The sequence below is a fragment of the Rouxiella silvae genome (assembly GCF_002093625.1).
GTDB lineage: Bacteria > Pseudomonadota > Gammaproteobacteria > Enterobacterales > Enterobacteriaceae > Rouxiella > Rouxiella silvae.
Genome location: NZ_MRWD01000017.1, coordinates 13,441 through 27,368, shown reverse-complemented (window position 1 = coordinate 27,368; position 13,928 = coordinate 13,441). Strand labels below are relative to the sequence as shown.

The window sequence follows — 13,928 nt, the reverse complement described above, 5'->3', positions numbered from 1 at the left end:
CCATGAGCCGCCGTCGTAAAACCGCCAATAAAGTCAGCCTCAGCGCCGCAGGCGAAACCCTGCACCCCGGCGACGCGGTGCAGCAACCGATTGATGAAATTCAGTCTTTCAGCTTCGGTGAACCGACGTCAATCATGGACCAGCGCGATCTGCAGGACTGTATGGAGTGCGCCAAAAATGGGCGCTGGTACGAACCACCCATCAGCACCTACGGCCTGGCGCGCATGCTTGAAGGTGCCGTGCACCATCAGTCGCCGCTGATTTTTAAGCGCAACGTGATTATGTCCTGCTATAAACCGCACCCCATGCTGTCGCGCCAGGATGCCAGCGCGTTCATTATGGATTACCTGGTGTTCGGGAATGCTTACCTTGAACTCAGAGAAAACCGCCTGGGCCAGCCGCTCAGACTTAAGCACACGCTGGCGAAGTACACGCGACGTGGCGAGAACCTGGATCAATATTGGTTCGTGACCTACTACAACGAAGACTACGCATTTCCGCCCGGCAAGGTTTATCACCTGCGCAGCCCTAGCATTCATCAGGAAATTTACGGTACGCCGGAATACATGTCCGCCATGCAGTCCATCTTGCTCAACGGTGAGGCTACGCTGTTTCGTCGAAACTATTACATCAACGGCAGTCACGCCGGGGTGATTGTCTACCTGACCGATCCCGTTGCCAACAGCGGCGACGTGGAGAAGCTTAAACGTTCATTGACCGAAGCGCGGGGCGGTGGGGCGTTTAAGAATCTTTTTGTTTACGCGGCGGGGGGAAAGAAAGACGGCTTGCAAATTATGCCGTTCAGTCAGATAGCGGCGAAGGATGAATTTACCGGCATTAAGGATGCGACCCGCGACGATATGCTCGCCGTGCACCGCGTCCCACCTCAGCTCATGGGAGTGATACCGAACAACGCCGGGGGGCTGGGTGACATTGAAAAGGCGGCTAAGGTGTTTGCCATCAATGAACTGTACCCCATACAGGAAGTGCTGAAGGACCTGAATGACTGGATCGGCTTTGAGGTTTTCAGCTTTACCCCTTACGCCCTGGCAGAAAACAGCAACTGATCGGCCTTCAATAACCCGAACCTCACCCCTTCTACAAGCCCCTCAGCGCCATGCTGCGGGGCTTTCTCATTTCTTACGTCAAGGCATGGGCACACCGCTCAAAACATCAAATCGGGCCGATTTTTGGCCAAAAAAACGATTTTTGAGGAATACCCTATGTACCCCCCTCAGCACGCGACTGCTCCCCCGCCTCGCCCGCGCATAAAAAGGGTGCCTTTTTTTGCACTTTTGCAGTCCGACCAATCCCGCGCCGTGCCTAGGCTTCATGATGATTTAGCAGTTGTATAAATTTGTGCAAATGGATGCGAATTCGTGCAGCAAATTTGTATCTAGCTGATCCAAAAATTTAACAGTTACATACCATGTGCAAATGTTTGAGTATATATTGTGATAACTTTTAATTAGTCAAAAAAAGAGAGGAAATTTATGAATCAGGAAGATATCTATGATTTATTGAAAGAGGTTGATAGCTCTATAACTAAGGCTCAGAGGGTGAATCAAATTACCAAGCCTAAGGTGAAGACAATACTTGAACATCTACGCTCATCCCTTGAGTACTTAGCTCATGATATAAATGATAATTTTTCCAAGCCAAATGAAAAAATTTTTTATTTCCCCTTTGGAAATGAAAGGTTAGTCTTTGAGGAAAGTGTAAAGAGAAACATGCCATTGCTTAAGGATGAATTTTCGATTGTTTACGAATTAATCAGTGATTTACAGCCTTTTTCATGTGGTGATGATTGGCTTACAATCATGTGTAAATTAACGAACCAAGCAAAGCACACAAAGCCGATAGGGATTCTTGAAGAAGAAGTCACTGAAAGTGTACTCATTTCTGCTGGCGGCATTAACTTGGTTGAGTTTGGGGGCAATGGCTCAGGTATTGAGTTTTCAGGAAACACATACAACGGAGTTCCATTTGATGACTTAGCAATCAATGACGGGGTTGTTGACGTGATAAAAAAAGGTTTAATGACGACGGATTTTGAAGTAAAGAAAAAAAATCAATTGTCTATCGATGGAAATAACTACCTACTATTTCCGTTCCTGAGAAAGTGCTATAACAATATTAGCGCCTTAATACCTAAGGTTTATGAGGAACTTAATAAAGCCTCACAAAGCGATGATAAGAGCTAAGTTAATCTCTAAACCCCTTGGGCATGGTTGCTTAAAGTGAGAAATTTACTGGCCACCCTTGAATTCTGATTGGCTATTTTTTTGTAGATGCCTCCTAAGCATCTCCTGCTGCTCAGTCTCATCTTTTGGGCCGTACTTTTGCTTTAATTTCATGAACTTTTTCAACGGCGAAGGCGCTGCCGGTACATGATAAATCTCACCGTCGCTCTGCCCCCTGAATCCTATATCGCCAACGTGCATAACCTGGCCTGTCAGCAGGCTTTTTATCTCATTCAAACTCAGCTCAATGCCGAGGGTAATGCGTGCACTGTCCCGCATTTTCTCTGCTATCTCAGGTTTAACGCCCGGATCAAAGCGGCGCTTAATGCCCAGACTGCGCCGCTGCTGTCTTCTCTGGCTCTCCTGCTCGCGAACTCGCTTTACCAGCTTTCTCCGTTCCTTCGGTGTCAGCTTTTCCAGGTTAGAAACGGGCATGTCATTTTCTGTTCTGCCATCCTGTGGCCCGATCCCCGGCCCCGTACAGTTATTGACAGAACTCCAAGGCGTCGCGTTCGCGCCGCTCAAATCAACGGCCAAATCAACGGCACGCTTGGGTACTATCTTCCACTCAACCAATCGGGTGATGATCGGGCAGCCACTCCCGACCTGCGTGTCATAAACTCCGCGAATTCTCACCACTTCCTCGCCGAAGGCTGAAAGCTTTTCGCTGGACTCATACCAGTTTTTGACGGCCAGCGCGTTGCGTTTCACGAACGGCCCACCCTGTGCGTTGGTGTAACCGGCCCAATCGCTCCAATAAGCAGCAAAATGCGCGGTGGCAAACTCGACAGATAAGCCCTGTGCTGTGTCACTGTCATCCAGCTTGCGAAGTTCGCGATAAACTGTGACCGGTGCACCGCCGATAAACTGAAACTGACGAATACGCCAGCGAGCCGCCCAGGCAGAAACGGATGCGGCCATTTCCCGCAGTGGCTTGCCTGACTCGTCGTCTGTTTCGTCGTCCAACGCGAAGCCGTCGATGTTCTTAGAAATGTATTTGGCTATATAACCCGTGGCGCTGCCTTTGTCTGGGTCGATGGGTTCAACGTGGAAACGTGCCTTGCGTGCTCTGTCATTTCGTAATTCATAGGCGTCTTCTTCCATAGCGTAATCAGCGATGACTTGTCGAACAGTCTCGACGTGCTCAGGCTTCATAAACATCAGCATATGCCAGTGGGGTGTCCCGTCTTGGTGCGGCTCCGCAACACGTATGCCAAAAATACTGATTTCTTTGCGGGCCAGCTTGGCGCGGATCTTCGCCCAAATATTGCAGAGATATTTTTGTGTCCCAGATGGGCTAGTGCCGTCCCACTTAGGGTTACGGTGCCCGTGAACATTGGTGGCGTGGTAGCGGGAAGGGGCCGTGATGGTATAAAACTCACCGGCGTAGCCCAGTGCTTCACAGATATTTTCAAAGCCACGAATACGGGTCATTAGCTCACAACGACGAATAGCCGGATTTGATACGCTGGCATCATATTTATCAATCAGGCTGATACGATTACCTTCCTCGTCTTCCAGCTCCATCGACTTTAAAAACTCACGGGTGCGGCGTCTCTGCTCTTTCCATTCTAGGATCGCTTTCCGGCTGGCGTATGCACTGGTTTTCTTGCTGACCTGACCAAAGGCGATATACAAATGTTCACGCCAGATTGCAGCCTGGCGGCGGAGCTTTCTTTTCCACCAATCTGGAGAGTAAAGGCGGGCAATAATCGGGGTCATGTCATCAAGAGATAACTTCTTTTTGTCCTTTAACGGCAAGTCTTGCCCAAGTTCACGCGCAATAGACTTCACGCGACTGAACATAGCGGCGGCGGTTTTGAAATCAGAAAGACTTTGCTCTTCGGCCTCGGTGCTGACCTTGCTCAATTCGAGGGCAATAAACTGTGCAATCTCTTCGGCCAGCGCGTCGATTTTCTTGGTGCTCAAATCCGGCAGCTTGTTGTACATCCAGTGAAAATTGATGTTGTCTGCGGTCTGTTTTTCCAGGCGATATTGACGATTAACGAGGTGTAGACGTGGAAATATGCGCTCAACGAAGTTTTTCGTTAAGTACATATTTGCCCGTTTAACGCCGTTGCTGCGTTCCAGGCTGGTGATGGTCCCCATGACTACACGCTGAATAAAATCCGGCTGCTGGTCGAGCATGTCATAGGCGCGAGCAGTTTCTGCAAGCTGCGCATACATCTGATGTTCAGATGCATGTTTTTCTGCATAGGTGGGGATTTCAGCAGGGCGCACTGCTTCGCGTTCTGCATTCCAAGCATAAGCCCACTCAGGTTCGGCGGGCTTAGTGTCACGAAATGCAGGCGGAGGAGTGGGGGCTTTACGCCCCCGATTATCATGCATCATCTAATTCGATTTCATTATTGCAATTGCAGTGAGGGCAAAAACCGTCATTTTCAGCACGCTGGCCTAAAGTCAGGCTTTCTTTGCATGACCAGCAGCTAATTACTTTTGGTTCTTCATTACCTGGCTTCGAAAGATGCCCGGATAACATGTCGTCCCAGGCTTGTGCCTCATCTTCGTCAGGAAATTCCCCATAAAGCCACGTCTTTTCTGTCGCTATGATTGGTGCTTCTGCAAGCTCGGTAGCGTCAAAGATTTCTATCGACTGAACCAGCGGAAGAATGCGGCGTTCTAATTCCTTCTTTATTTCCTCAGGAGTTACTGGAGCGCCTATATTTTCAAGACCAGCACAAAAATCACTGATTTCGTTAGCGACCAATGACTCAACAGTTACATTCATGCTGACGCCCTCATAGTTGCGATAATTTCGCGCGCTTTAATACGTCCATCAGATTTGCAACTGATGGAGCGGCGTGCGTCGATTTGATTAATTTCGAAGCCGCCATAAATTTCTAAGGCTTCCGGTGAGTAGCTATTTGACGCCACGACATAACAACCACGGGCAGCAGCCGCACGCAGCGCGTCAGCCAGGCGATGCTGATCGGCAATGGAAAAACCAGCCGTGTGATAGGCCGTGAAATCGGCAGTCTTGGACGTAGGGATGTATGGCGGGTCGCAATAAATGATATCCCCAGAATTAGCCATTTCTATGCATTCGCTAAAATCCATGCACAGGAATACGGCTTTATCTGCCTTTTCAGCAAAGGCGCGGATCTCGGCAGCAGGAAAATAAGGGCTTTTGTATTTCCCAAACGGGATATTAAATCCGCCCGACTGGTTATAGCGACACATACCGTTATAGCCGTGGCGGTTTAAATAAAGGAATATTGCTGCACGGTAAAACTGATTGCTTGATCTGTTAAATTCATCACGCAGTTGATAATAAGAGATAGGGTTATTTTCATTATTAAACAGGCTGGCCGCATAACTAATAAATCGGCTTGGGTTACGCTTTATCATGTTGAACATATTGATTAGGTCGCCATTAATATCACCCAGCACATAAGAGTCATAATCAGTATTTAAAAACACTGTTGCAGAACCCGTAAAAGGCTCGATCAGGCGCTTACCCTCCGGCAAGTGGCGGCGCAACTCGGCAATAACATGGGCTTTACCCCCAACCCATTTGAGAGGAGAACGCACAATACTACTCATATCAGCCCCCAGACAATTGCAAGGGTAGCTAATGCAGTTGCTATCCAAATGCCGCCGCATGCGATAATTACAAAAGCAAAAGTCCGCCGTGGGTATTTCTTCAAAAAATAGCTAAGTGAGTAATTAATCATCTGCTGTTCCTGAATTTAGAATGAGTGAAACCCGACGTAATAAAACGCCGCAAATAACCGTTATGGTTTAAATGTTAATTCTACAATCTGCGATTGGGATAAACGCTGGCAAATTCCTACCGAAATGACTGATTTCATTTAGCGCATCAATAATTAAAACCCGCTGCTCTTCGGTGAAGTCAACATAGTTTTTATCAGCGTCATTTTCACGAAATGGTTTTTTATCTCCATTCTTGATAGCAATCCTGTTAGCGCGAAATAAAATCATCTCTCGGTTAGTACGCCCAACCTCTTCACCATGAATTTCCTGTAGAGGATTCATATTAAAAAAGCGCGCTGCATTATTGCTACTAATCTTGGCTTTAGTGCGCCAATCAATAGAAAATTCCTTAAACGGCATTTTTGATAATTGTTCCATGGAAACCACCTTAGAAAAATATACCCATCAATTTCGCAAACCAGCGCGGACGTTGATTTTGCTGCCCAGGTGCGCGGGTGTATGGTGCATTAGGATCAGCAACAAACTTACGACCGTTTGGCATTTCCATCCAGAAACCACATTGCGCCCACTTTTCCTGACGCTGATGATTTACTAAGAGCGAAGACAAAGACGGTAATTGAGTTGAGATAGCCATGCTTATGCCTCAATTTCTATGGGAAATAAGTCAGGTTTCTTTTCGTAACGTTTCCAAATATCGGCTGCGTTCCTTATGGCAATTGCTTCTTTACTGCCGCTGTAAGCTGCGACACCGGCTAGGTAGTTCAATTGCTCGACTGCCCACTCAATTTCAGCCGGAGTATTTTGATCACAAACTCTTTTGCCATGCTTCTGGCGCAATTCGTAAATGTTTAAAACACAATTGGCGGCGATATAAAACGGTGCAGAACTGAGGCCATTGGTAGGCGCTGTAAACATTAATTGGTTCATGCGCGAACACCCTTATTTCCCCTTGCAGAACTTTTTCTGAAAGTAGCCTTATCACGCATTAATCGGTCAATGTGATAGCGCTCGTCTGAGGTAATGATTGCGCGGCAGTGGCGAAGGGCATCCAGATATTCCTGCATCATAATAAAACGCTTTGGACGTTTAGAACCTGGCATACCTTCGCGATGAACGGGGATCTGATTCCTGTCCATCAAATGCTGAACTGATTTGAGAGTACGGCCAGTGAGATACGCGAACTCTTCGGCACAGACAAAAATCTGACTTGCCAATTCATTGGTCGACATATCGCGGATTTTTTGAGTCTGTTTCTCAGTCATGCGGCACACGCGCAGAGCACGGCCAGTATCAACCGGGAACTGTCTTGCGTAACGCGTTTCGATTTCGTTGATGTTTTTCATTGTGCTAAAGTTCCTCAGTTGGCCCCCGTTGGGGCTAATTAGGTACAGGGGCTGAGCTGTCAACTCCTGAGTTGAGTACGCTTAATTATGTTGAGAACTGCAAACTATGTCAAGAACGCAAGGTGAGAAGCTGGCTCTTATTCGTGACTCTGAGCGGATTACAAAGAGGCAATTAACTGATTTAACAGGTATTAACTATGGTACTTATCATGGATATGAAAGTGATAAATCGAAAATGACCTTGGAATCGGCTGTAAAGCTCTTTGGTCATCCAAGATTTAACAAGTACCAGGACTGGTTTATGTACGACCGGACGGACCCGGCGAGGGGGCAAATTGCTCCAGCGCTTGCGCTATATACGCAAGACGAAACAGACTCACCCCGCTAAGGGAAGAAAATTGGTTAGATGTTTACTACCTATGGGCTGAAGACCTGCTGGTAGAAATTTCGCAGTACATCGGAGGGTTATCTTATGTCGATTAAGAAACTCGAAGATGGTCGCTTTGAAGTAGATGTTAGACCACGGGGCCGCGATGGAAGGCGTATCCGTAAGAAGTTCGATCGCAAGGCTGATGCTCTAGCGTATGAGAGAAGCATCATTGGCAGGTATCAGAACAAAGACTATCTGAGTCGACCGGCAGATAAGCGTCGCATGAGTGAATTTGTTGAATTGTGGTGGATGCTGCTAGGTAGAAACCTGCCCTATGCCAACCGCAGACTAAATACCATTAATGGAATATGCCGTGACATGGAAGACCCCATGCTTTACCAGATTGATGCCAGGTGCATTGTTGATTATCGCGCCTATCGTCTTGAATGTGGGATCAAGGCATCGACCATTAACCATGACCTTTTTGCCTTGAGTGGTCTTTTTAAAACCATGGCAAAAATTGGTGAGTATCACGGTGAAAATCCGGTTGCTACACTTGCACCACTCAAAGAAATTCGCTCAGAAATGGCCTACCTGACAGCCAAGGAGATAGATACGTTGCTCTCCCAACTGACAGGTGATTATTACCGCATTGCTGTTCTCTGTCTTGCAACGGGGGCACGATGGGGGGAGGCTTACGGGTTAAAGGCTGAAAACATAGTTCATAACAACGTAATGTTTTCGCACACCAAAAATGGTGATAAGCGCGTTGTACCTATATCGAAAGATATTGCTGACATCGTCAAAACTCGGGAGTCCGGGCGATTGTTCCGGGTGAGCTACAGCCGTTTTCGCAAAATGATGAAAGAGGCAAAGCCGAACCTGCCGGATGGACAAGCTGCACACGCATTACGTCATACGTTTGCTACACACTTTATGATGAAGGGGGGGAATATTATTACTCTACAGAGAATTCTCGGTCATTCGGATGTGTCGCAGACCATGACTTATGCGCACTTCTCACCGGATTATTTGGTCGATGCCTTGAGCTATAATCCATTAACCACGGCGTCCGCATTGTGTCCACACTCTGAAGCAGTGTCCACATTGCGTCCACACCTTAGTAGTTTTGAGGGGAAAGTTGGGGATTGATGGGGTTGTAACTTATTGATTTACCACAGCCACATAGGTGGCTGTGGGTATCTGAAACCTCCCAGCAAGGGGAAGGTCAAGGGGACAAAATGAATATTAGCGATGTGGCAAAAAAAACCGGTTTAACCAGTAAAGCGATCCGTTTTTATGAGGAGAAAGGCCTGGTGACAGCGCCCATGCGCAGCGAAAATGGCTACCGCAGCTATGCGCCCAAACAGATTGAAGAACTCACACTTTTACGTCAGGCGAGACAGGTAGGGTTTAATCTTGAAGAGTGCCAAGAGCTGGTGGCCTTGTTCAATGATCCGCAGCGACACAGTGCCGACGTCAAAGTTCGAACGCTAGAAAAAGCGAATGAAATTGGAAGGCACATCGAGGAACTTAAAGAAATGCATCAGAGATTGCTGCTGCTTGCTGAGTCTTGTCCCGGGGATGAAGGGGCATTTTGCCCAATCATCGATAATTTGAGCGGTTGCTGTAAAAAATAATTTTCAGGTTTCAGTGTAAATAAAGTTCATACTTTTCAAGTAATTAGTCCGTCATCCTTCTAAATTTAATAGTTTGTGTATTTATATAGTGCACAATTTAATTGCATGTATTTAAGTTGTGCGATATTAATTATCGCAACACAAAACGCCGCCTATCCCACTTAAAAACATTAGAAGGAATTATCATGAAGACGACTTTGACCTCCGCTGCGCTTGCCATGTCTCTGGTTTCTGCCAGTGCTTTAGCCGCACCGATTTTGGAACCTGCCACCCAAAGTTTTGTGGATTCCTTGGCTGGCTCAACGCCAATTTATAAATTGACTCCAGCGCAGGCGCGCAAAGTATTAGAAGGTGCCCAGGCTCATCCTGAGCACTTGTTGAACGTTGAAATTCAAGACAAAGTGCTGCCGGTAGGCCCTAAAGGTCACACGTCGATTCGAGTCATTCGCCCGCAAGGAATGACGGGTAAATTGCCGGTTATCGTCTACTTCCACGGAGCCGGTTGGGTGATGGGAGATAAAAATACCCACGATCGTTTAGTCCGCGAGTTGGCCGTAGGCAGTCGTGCTGTCCTGGTATTTGTCGATTACGATCGTTCACCGGAAAATCATTATCCTGTTGCGATTGAAGAAGATTACGCGGTGACAAAATACGTTGCAGAGCATGCCGATGAGTTCAACATTGACGCATCTCGACTGGCGGTTGCCGGTGACAGTGTCGGGGGGAATATGGCGGCGGTGGTGACCTTATTGGCTAAAGAAAGAAAAACGCCTGCCATTAAATCACAATTGCTGTTCTATCCGGTGACCTCGGCTGATTTCAACAACGGTTCTTATAATCAGTTCGCAGAAGGGCCGTGGTTGACGCGTGAAGGAATGAAATGGTTTTGGAATCAATATGAGCCAGACGTAGCCAAACGTGCCGATCCGCACATCTCGCCGTTAAATGCCTCGATTGAACAGCTCAAAAATCTGCCTCAGGCATTGGTCATCACCGATGAAAACGACGTGCTGCGAGATGAAGGTGAAGCCTATGCGCGTAAATTGACTCAGGCCGGTGTGCGAGTCACTGCCACCCGTTACGCTGGCACCATTCATGACTTTGTCATGTTAAATGCTCTGGCTGCGACGCCTGCGGCAGAAGCCGCCACCGCGCAGGCAGTGAAGTTCCTGAAAGAAACGCTGTATAAATAGAAACGTTCTAGAAGAGCGCAAGGGAATAACGGCAGAAACTGTGCCTGCCGTTATCTATCAGAAATGCGCGTAGATGCTCAAGGATAGCGTACGACCCGCAGTGTGTTGCCCTCAACGCCAGTGACGATAACCTCTTCACCGGTGTTCAACGTTTCTGCGCCACTGACTCGCCAAGTGCTGTCACCGATGCGGATCCGACTGTAGCCATTTTCGGGTTGCTCCAGCAAATGCCCGTGCAGTCCAACCATTTGTCTACCGCGCTGATTTAGACTTTCGTTTGCAGTGGTGTCATCAGGCTTTCGTTTTAGCCAACTGGCCCACAGCAGCGCAGCGACAATGGTCAGCACGGCAAAAGCCACACCTTGCCACTCCCAAGAGAGCGGCACCACCCAAACCAGTAAACCTACCAGTGCAGCGGCAACACCGCTCCACAGTAGATAACCGCTGGCACCCAGCAGTTCGGCGGCCAGCAACAGCCCCCCGAGTGACAGCCAAAACAGATGTGGACTTGCCATCAACTGCTGCAGCATTATTTTCCGCCTTTAGTTTCTTTCAGTAGTTCAGCGATACCGCCAATCGAGCCCATCAGGCTGGTTGCGTCTAACGGCATCATGATGACTTTACTGTTATTCGCCGAGCCTATTTTGGTCAGTGCTTCAGTATATTTCTGTGCAATAAAATAGTTGATAGCCTGCACGTCACCGGCCGCTATAGCTGCTGAAACCACCTGCGTGGCCTTCGCTTCGGCTTCGGCGCTACGCTCACGCGCTTCGGCCTGCAAAAATGTCGATTGGCGCTCACCTTCAGCCTTGAGTATCTGCGATTGCTTTTCACCCTCGGCACGAAGGATCGCCGATTGGCGCACGCCCTCGGCTTCAAGAATATCGGCGCGTTTTGTTCTCTCTGCTTTCATCTGCGCATTCATGGCGGAAATTAGCTCAGCCGGCGGGCGCACGTCGCGAATTTCAATGCGGGTAATTTTCACGCCCCACGGGTTGGTGGCTTCATCCACAATATGCAGCAGGCGCGCGTTAATGTTATCACGCTGGGAGAGCATCTCGTCTAGCTCCATAGAACCCAGCACGGTACGGAAGTTGGTCATGGTAAGGTTCATGATCGCCTGTTCGAGATTGCTTACCTCATAGGCGGCGCGGGCTGGGTCGATGACCTGAATAAAGCATACCGCATCGATGGCGACGTTGGCGTTATCGCGCGAGATTATCTCTTGAGAAGGGATGTCCAGCACCTGTTCCATCATGTTTATTTTACGGCCTACGCGGTCCATAAAAGGCACCACGAGGTTGAGACCCGGCATCAGCGTTTTGGTATAGCGGCCAAAACGTTCGACGGTCCATTGAAAGCCTTGAGGCACGATTTTGACGCCAGCAAATACCACGATCAGCGCTAATACGACCACAACGGGTATAAAAGTCAGCATGGTTAAAACTCCTGTAATGATATGTCCCGAAAATTCGGTAAAACCGTTCCCTGTGCTACGGGCAAGCCACCGCAGCGGTTAAATCATCGCATATTTAGATCAGAGGGGCATGACTTAAGAATAGTTCAGAGGAAAATTGATTTGCTGGAGGCGTCTCGCAGAAACGACACGCTGTTTTCAAGAGAGAGGAAAACAGCGTGTATTGGGTCAATATCAGGTGTAGACAGTAGGGCTGGGTGACGCCGAGTGCATCATCAAACTCTGTTTTGAGTAAAGTAGAAAATATATCAGTAAAGCAGCGAATAGAGCTGGCGACGATATTTAGCGGCTAAGGCGTCACCCGTGCCAAGCGCGGCTAAAATGTCCATCAGCGTTTTACGCGCAGTACCGTTTCCCGCGGCTAAATCTTTTTTCAGATGGCCAAGCAGCAGCTCCAGCGCTTCTTCATTGCGGCCCACCTGGTGTAACTGCAGCGACAACTGCACCGCCAGCTCGACGTTTTGCGGGTCTTGTTCAATTTGCTGCTGCAACAGCTGAATTTCAGGGGTGTCAGCCGCCTGTTTCAGCAGGGCGATTTGTGCAACCAGCCCCTGATAACGCGTATCGCGATCCTGCAATGGGATAGTGGCGAGCACCGCTTCTGCATCCTCGCTGCGGTTAAGCAAAATTTGTGCCTCAGCCAGGCTCAGGCCAATGTCGCTGCGTTGATTACTGAGGTTCCAGGCGTCTTTAAGCAGTGGCAGGGCGTCAATGACTTTGCCTTCCTGCATCAGTTCGGCGGCCTGCGCGGCTTTAAGTTCTTCTTCTTTAGGTAATACTTTGCTGAGCAGTTCGCGGATCACTTCTTCCGGCTGCGGCCCTTGGAAACCATCAACCGGCTGGCCTTCCTGGAATAGATAAACCGCAGGAATGGAACGTAAACCGAACTGTTGGGCGATGGCCTGCTCTGCATCGCAGTCCACTTTTGCCAGAACAAACTGTCCCGCGTATTCTGCCGCCAGTTTATCAAGGATTGGACCGAGTACCAGACAGTGCTGGCTGCGTTCAGACCAGAAATAAAACATGACCGGGACCGTCATTGACTGGTCCAGCGTCTGATGCAGGTTAGATTCGTTGATATCAATCGATAAAGGTTGTGCAAGCATGAATTCTTTTCTCTCTCGTCCGTTCCGTTTGGAGAATATATGGGGGCAATTTACTCTTCTTCAAGCGAAAAATTTAACTATTGCCTCTGAGCAGCATGTCCAGCAGGCGGCTAGGGAGCAGGCGCTTCAACACCGGGACGGCGTGGGCCATTAAGGTCACCGGATACCGTAATCTGGCTCGTGGACTCTCTAAAGCATGGCGCAATTTTGGCAAAACGGCGTCAGAAGTGAGGGTGAATCTTTCTGCCAGACTCGGATTAACCACCGGTTTATCAGACTGTGTCTGCCTGACGTTCTGGGTAAAGTTGCTGTGCAGCGGGCCTGGCTCAATCAGGCTGACCTGAATTCCGCTGCCGTGTAGCTCCATTCGCAGCGTGTCAGACCAGGCTTCGAGCGCAAACTTGCTGGCAGCATAGACGCCGCGATTTGGCGTAGTGATCAGCCCCATGACTGAGCTAGTCTGAATAATCCGACCTTCGCCGTGCGGCAACATTGCAGGCAGCAGCAGTTGAGTTAGCTGGTGGGTGCCAAAGAGATTGGTTGAAAATTGCTGTTCAAACTGCTCACGGCTAACGGAATGCAAGGGACCGTAAACGCCATATCCGGCGTTGTTGAATAATCCATACAGACGGTTTCCGGTGAGTTCAATCACGTTGGCTGCGGCCTGCGTGACGCTATTTCTATCGTCTAAATCCAACGCGATGGTCTCAAAGCCCAACTGGCGAAGGTTGTCGATATCCTGCGTTTTACGGCAGGCCGCCAGCACGCGATAGCCGCGATTTCTGAGATCCTGAGCGGCGACCAGGCCAATTCCACTGGAGCAACCGGTAATCAATACGGCTTTTTGCATAACTTTACCT

Annotated in this window: 17 protein-coding genes; 6 read left to right on the top strand and 11 right to left on the bottom strand. The window is 48.7% G+C overall.

What is annotated here, in order from left to right:
• Positions 1–2: 2 nt before the first annotated feature.
• Positions 3–1,067, top strand: coding sequence for a phage portal protein (locus tag BS639_RS08910; RefSeq protein ID WP_084982883.1), 1,065 nt, complete (start codon positions 3–5; stop codon positions 1,065–1,067).
• A gap of 426 nt (positions 1,068–1,493) precedes the next feature.
• Positions 1,494–2,204 (top strand): hypothetical protein, encoded by a 711-nt coding sequence (locus BS639_RS08905; protein WP_084982882.1) that lies wholly within the window; start codon positions 1,494–1,496, stop codon positions 2,202–2,204.
• Between the two features lie 45 nt (positions 2,205–2,249).
• Here the strand turns inward: BS639_RS08905 and BS639_RS08900 are convergent, their stop codons facing one another.
• From BS639_RS08900 to BS639_RS08870, 7 genes are all read right to left on the bottom strand, one after another.
• Positions 2,250–4,595 (bottom strand): replication endonuclease, encoded by a 2,346-nt coding sequence (locus BS639_RS08900; RefSeq protein WP_233427643.1) that lies wholly within the window; start codon positions 4,593–4,595, stop codon positions 2,250–2,252.
• Complete coding sequence (locus tag BS639_RS08895) at positions 4,585–4,992, bottom strand: hypothetical protein (RefSeq protein ID WP_084982881.1); 408 nt, start codon at positions 4,990–4,992, stop codon at positions 4,585–4,587. Before BS639_RS08895 ends, BS639_RS08900 begins: the two co-directional genes overlap by 11 nt.
• Complete coding sequence (locus tag BS639_RS08890) at positions 4,989–5,807, bottom strand: Dam family site-specific DNA-(adenine-N6)-methyltransferase (RefSeq protein WP_084982880.1); 819 nt, start codon at positions 5,805–5,807, stop codon at positions 4,989–4,991. Before BS639_RS08890 ends, BS639_RS08895 begins: the two co-directional genes overlap by 4 nt.
• Positions 5,808–6,005: 198 nt before the next feature.
• Positions 6,006–6,356, bottom strand: coding sequence for a hypothetical protein (locus tag BS639_RS08885; RefSeq protein ID WP_084982879.1), 351 nt, complete (start codon positions 6,354–6,356; stop codon positions 6,006–6,008).
• Between the two features lie 10 nt (positions 6,357–6,366).
• Positions 6,367–6,573 (bottom strand): hypothetical protein, encoded by a 207-nt coding sequence (locus BS639_RS08880; RefSeq protein WP_084982878.1) that lies wholly within the window; start codon positions 6,571–6,573, stop codon positions 6,367–6,369.
• A gap of 2 nt (positions 6,574–6,575) precedes the next feature.
• Entirely contained in the window at positions 6,576–6,866 is a 291-nt protein-coding gene (locus BS639_RS08875) for a hypothetical protein (RefSeq protein ID WP_084982877.1), read from the bottom strand.
• The gene (locus BS639_RS08870) at positions 6,863–7,282 is read right to left on the bottom strand and encodes a hypothetical protein (protein WP_233427641.1); all 420 of its coding nucleotides are present in this window, start codon (positions 7,280–7,282) and stop codon (positions 6,863–6,865) included. Before BS639_RS08870 ends, BS639_RS08875 begins: the two co-directional genes overlap by 4 nt.
• Positions 7,283–7,388: 106 nt before the next feature.
• Here BS639_RS08870 and BS639_RS08865 point away from each other — a divergent pair, with 106 nt between their 5' ends.
• The 4 genes from BS639_RS08865 (at position 7,389) to BS639_RS08850 (ending at position 10,485) form a co-directional block, all read left to right on the top strand.
• The gene (locus tag BS639_RS08865) at positions 7,389–7,670 is read left to right on the top strand and encodes a helix-turn-helix domain-containing protein (RefSeq protein ID WP_084982876.1); all 282 of its coding nucleotides are present in this window, start codon (positions 7,389–7,391) and stop codon (positions 7,668–7,670) included.
• Positions 7,671–7,754: 84 nt separating this feature from the next.
• Positions 7,755–8,804 carry a phage integrase gene (locus tag BS639_RS08860; protein ID WP_084982875.1) on the top strand — a complete coding sequence of 350 codons (1,050 nt, stop codon included), beginning with the start codon at positions 7,755–7,757 and terminating at the stop codon, positions 8,802–8,804.
• 89 nt (positions 8,805–8,893) lie between these two features.
• On the top strand, positions 8,894–9,292 hold the full coding sequence (gene cueR, locus BS639_RS08855) for a Cu(I)-responsive transcriptional regulator (RefSeq protein ID WP_055776927.1): 399 nt from the start codon (positions 8,894–8,896) through the stop codon (positions 9,290–9,292).
• Positions 9,293–9,477: 185 nt separating this feature from the next.
• The gene (locus tag BS639_RS08850) at positions 9,478–10,485 is read left to right on the top strand and encodes an alpha/beta hydrolase (protein ID WP_055776930.1); all 1,008 of its coding nucleotides are present in this window, start codon (positions 9,478–9,480) and stop codon (positions 10,483–10,485) included.
• Positions 10,486–10,562: 77 nt separating this feature from the next.
• On the opposite strand, the gene BS639_RS08845 is transcribed toward BS639_RS08850, so the two are convergent.
• From BS639_RS08845 to BS639_RS08830, 4 genes are all read right to left on the bottom strand, one after another.
• Positions 10,563–11,015, bottom strand: a complete 453-nt coding sequence (locus BS639_RS08845; protein WP_055776935.1) for an NfeD family protein — start codon at positions 11,013–11,015, stop codon at positions 10,563–10,565.
• Positions 11,015–11,923, bottom strand: coding sequence for an SPFH domain-containing protein (locus BS639_RS08840; protein ID WP_055776938.1), 909 nt, complete (start codon positions 11,921–11,923; stop codon positions 11,015–11,017). Before BS639_RS08840 ends, BS639_RS08845 begins: the two co-directional genes overlap by 1 nt.
• A 287-nt stretch (positions 11,924–12,210) precedes the next feature.
• On the bottom strand, positions 12,211–13,068 hold the full coding sequence (locus BS639_RS08835) for a co-chaperone YbbN (RefSeq protein ID WP_055776941.1): 858 nt from the start codon (positions 13,066–13,068) through the stop codon (positions 12,211–12,213).
• 73 nt (positions 13,069–13,141) lie between these two features.
• Entirely contained in the window at positions 13,142–13,918 is a 777-nt protein-coding gene (locus BS639_RS08830) for an SDR family oxidoreductase (RefSeq protein WP_084982874.1), read from the bottom strand.
• Positions 13,919–13,928 lie beyond the last annotated feature (10 nt).

Bases quoted from the DNA above. Each gene is read 5' to 3' on its own strand.
- BS639_RS08910 (WP_084982883.1), top strand. From the start codon at position 3: ATGAGCCGCCGTCGTAAAACCGCCAATAAAGTCAGCCTCAGCGCCGCA.
- BS639_RS08905 (WP_084982882.1), top strand. From the start codon at position 1,494: ATGAATCAGGAAGATATCTATGATTTATTGAAAGAGGTTGATAGCTCT.
- BS639_RS08900 (WP_233427643.1), bottom strand. From the start codon at position 4,595: ATGATGCATGATAATCGGGGGCGTAAAGCCCCCACTCCTCCGCCTGCA.
- BS639_RS08895 (WP_084982881.1), bottom strand. From the start codon at position 4,992: ATGAATGTAACTGTTGAGTCATTGGTCGCTAACGAAATCAGTGATTTT.
- BS639_RS08890 (WP_084982880.1), bottom strand. From the start codon at position 5,807: ATGAGTAGTATTGTGCGTTCTCCTCTCAAATGGGTTGGGGGTAAAGCC.
- BS639_RS08885 (WP_084982879.1), bottom strand. From the start codon at position 6,356: ATGGAACAATTATCAAAAATGCCGTTTAAGGAATTTTCTATTGATTGG.
- BS639_RS08880 (WP_084982878.1), bottom strand. From the start codon at position 6,573: ATGGCTATCTCAACTCAATTACCGTCTTTGTCTTCGCTCTTAGTAAAT.
- BS639_RS08875 (WP_084982877.1), bottom strand. From the start codon at position 6,866: ATGAACCAATTAATGTTTACAGCGCCTACCAATGGCCTCAGTTCTGCA.
- BS639_RS08870 (WP_233427641.1), bottom strand. From the start codon at position 7,282: ATGAAAAACATCAACGAAATCGAAACGCGTTACGCAAGACAGTTCCCG.
- BS639_RS08865 (WP_084982876.1), top strand. From the start codon at position 7,389: ATGTCAAGAACGCAAGGTGAGAAGCTGGCTCTTATTCGTGACTCTGAG.
- BS639_RS08860 (WP_084982875.1), top strand. From the start codon at position 7,755: ATGTCGATTAAGAAACTCGAAGATGGTCGCTTTGAAGTAGATGTTAGA.
- cueR (WP_055776927.1), top strand. From the start codon at position 8,894: ATGAATATTAGCGATGTGGCAAAAAAAACCGGTTTAACCAGTAAAGCG.
- BS639_RS08850 (WP_055776930.1), top strand. From the start codon at position 9,478: ATGAAGACGACTTTGACCTCCGCTGCGCTTGCCATGTCTCTGGTTTCT.
- BS639_RS08845 (WP_055776935.1), bottom strand. From the start codon at position 11,015: ATGCTGCAGCAGTTGATGGCAAGTCCACATCTGTTTTGGCTGTCACTC.
- BS639_RS08840 (WP_055776938.1), bottom strand. From the start codon at position 11,923: ATGCTGACTTTTATACCCGTTGTGGTCGTATTAGCGCTGATCGTGGTA.
- BS639_RS08835 (WP_055776941.1), bottom strand. From the start codon at position 13,068: ATGCTTGCACAACCTTTATCGATTGATATCAACGAATCTAACCTGCAT.
- BS639_RS08830 (WP_084982874.1), bottom strand. From the start codon at position 13,918: ATGCAAAAAGCCGTATTGATTACCGGTTGCTCCAGTGGAATTGGCCTG.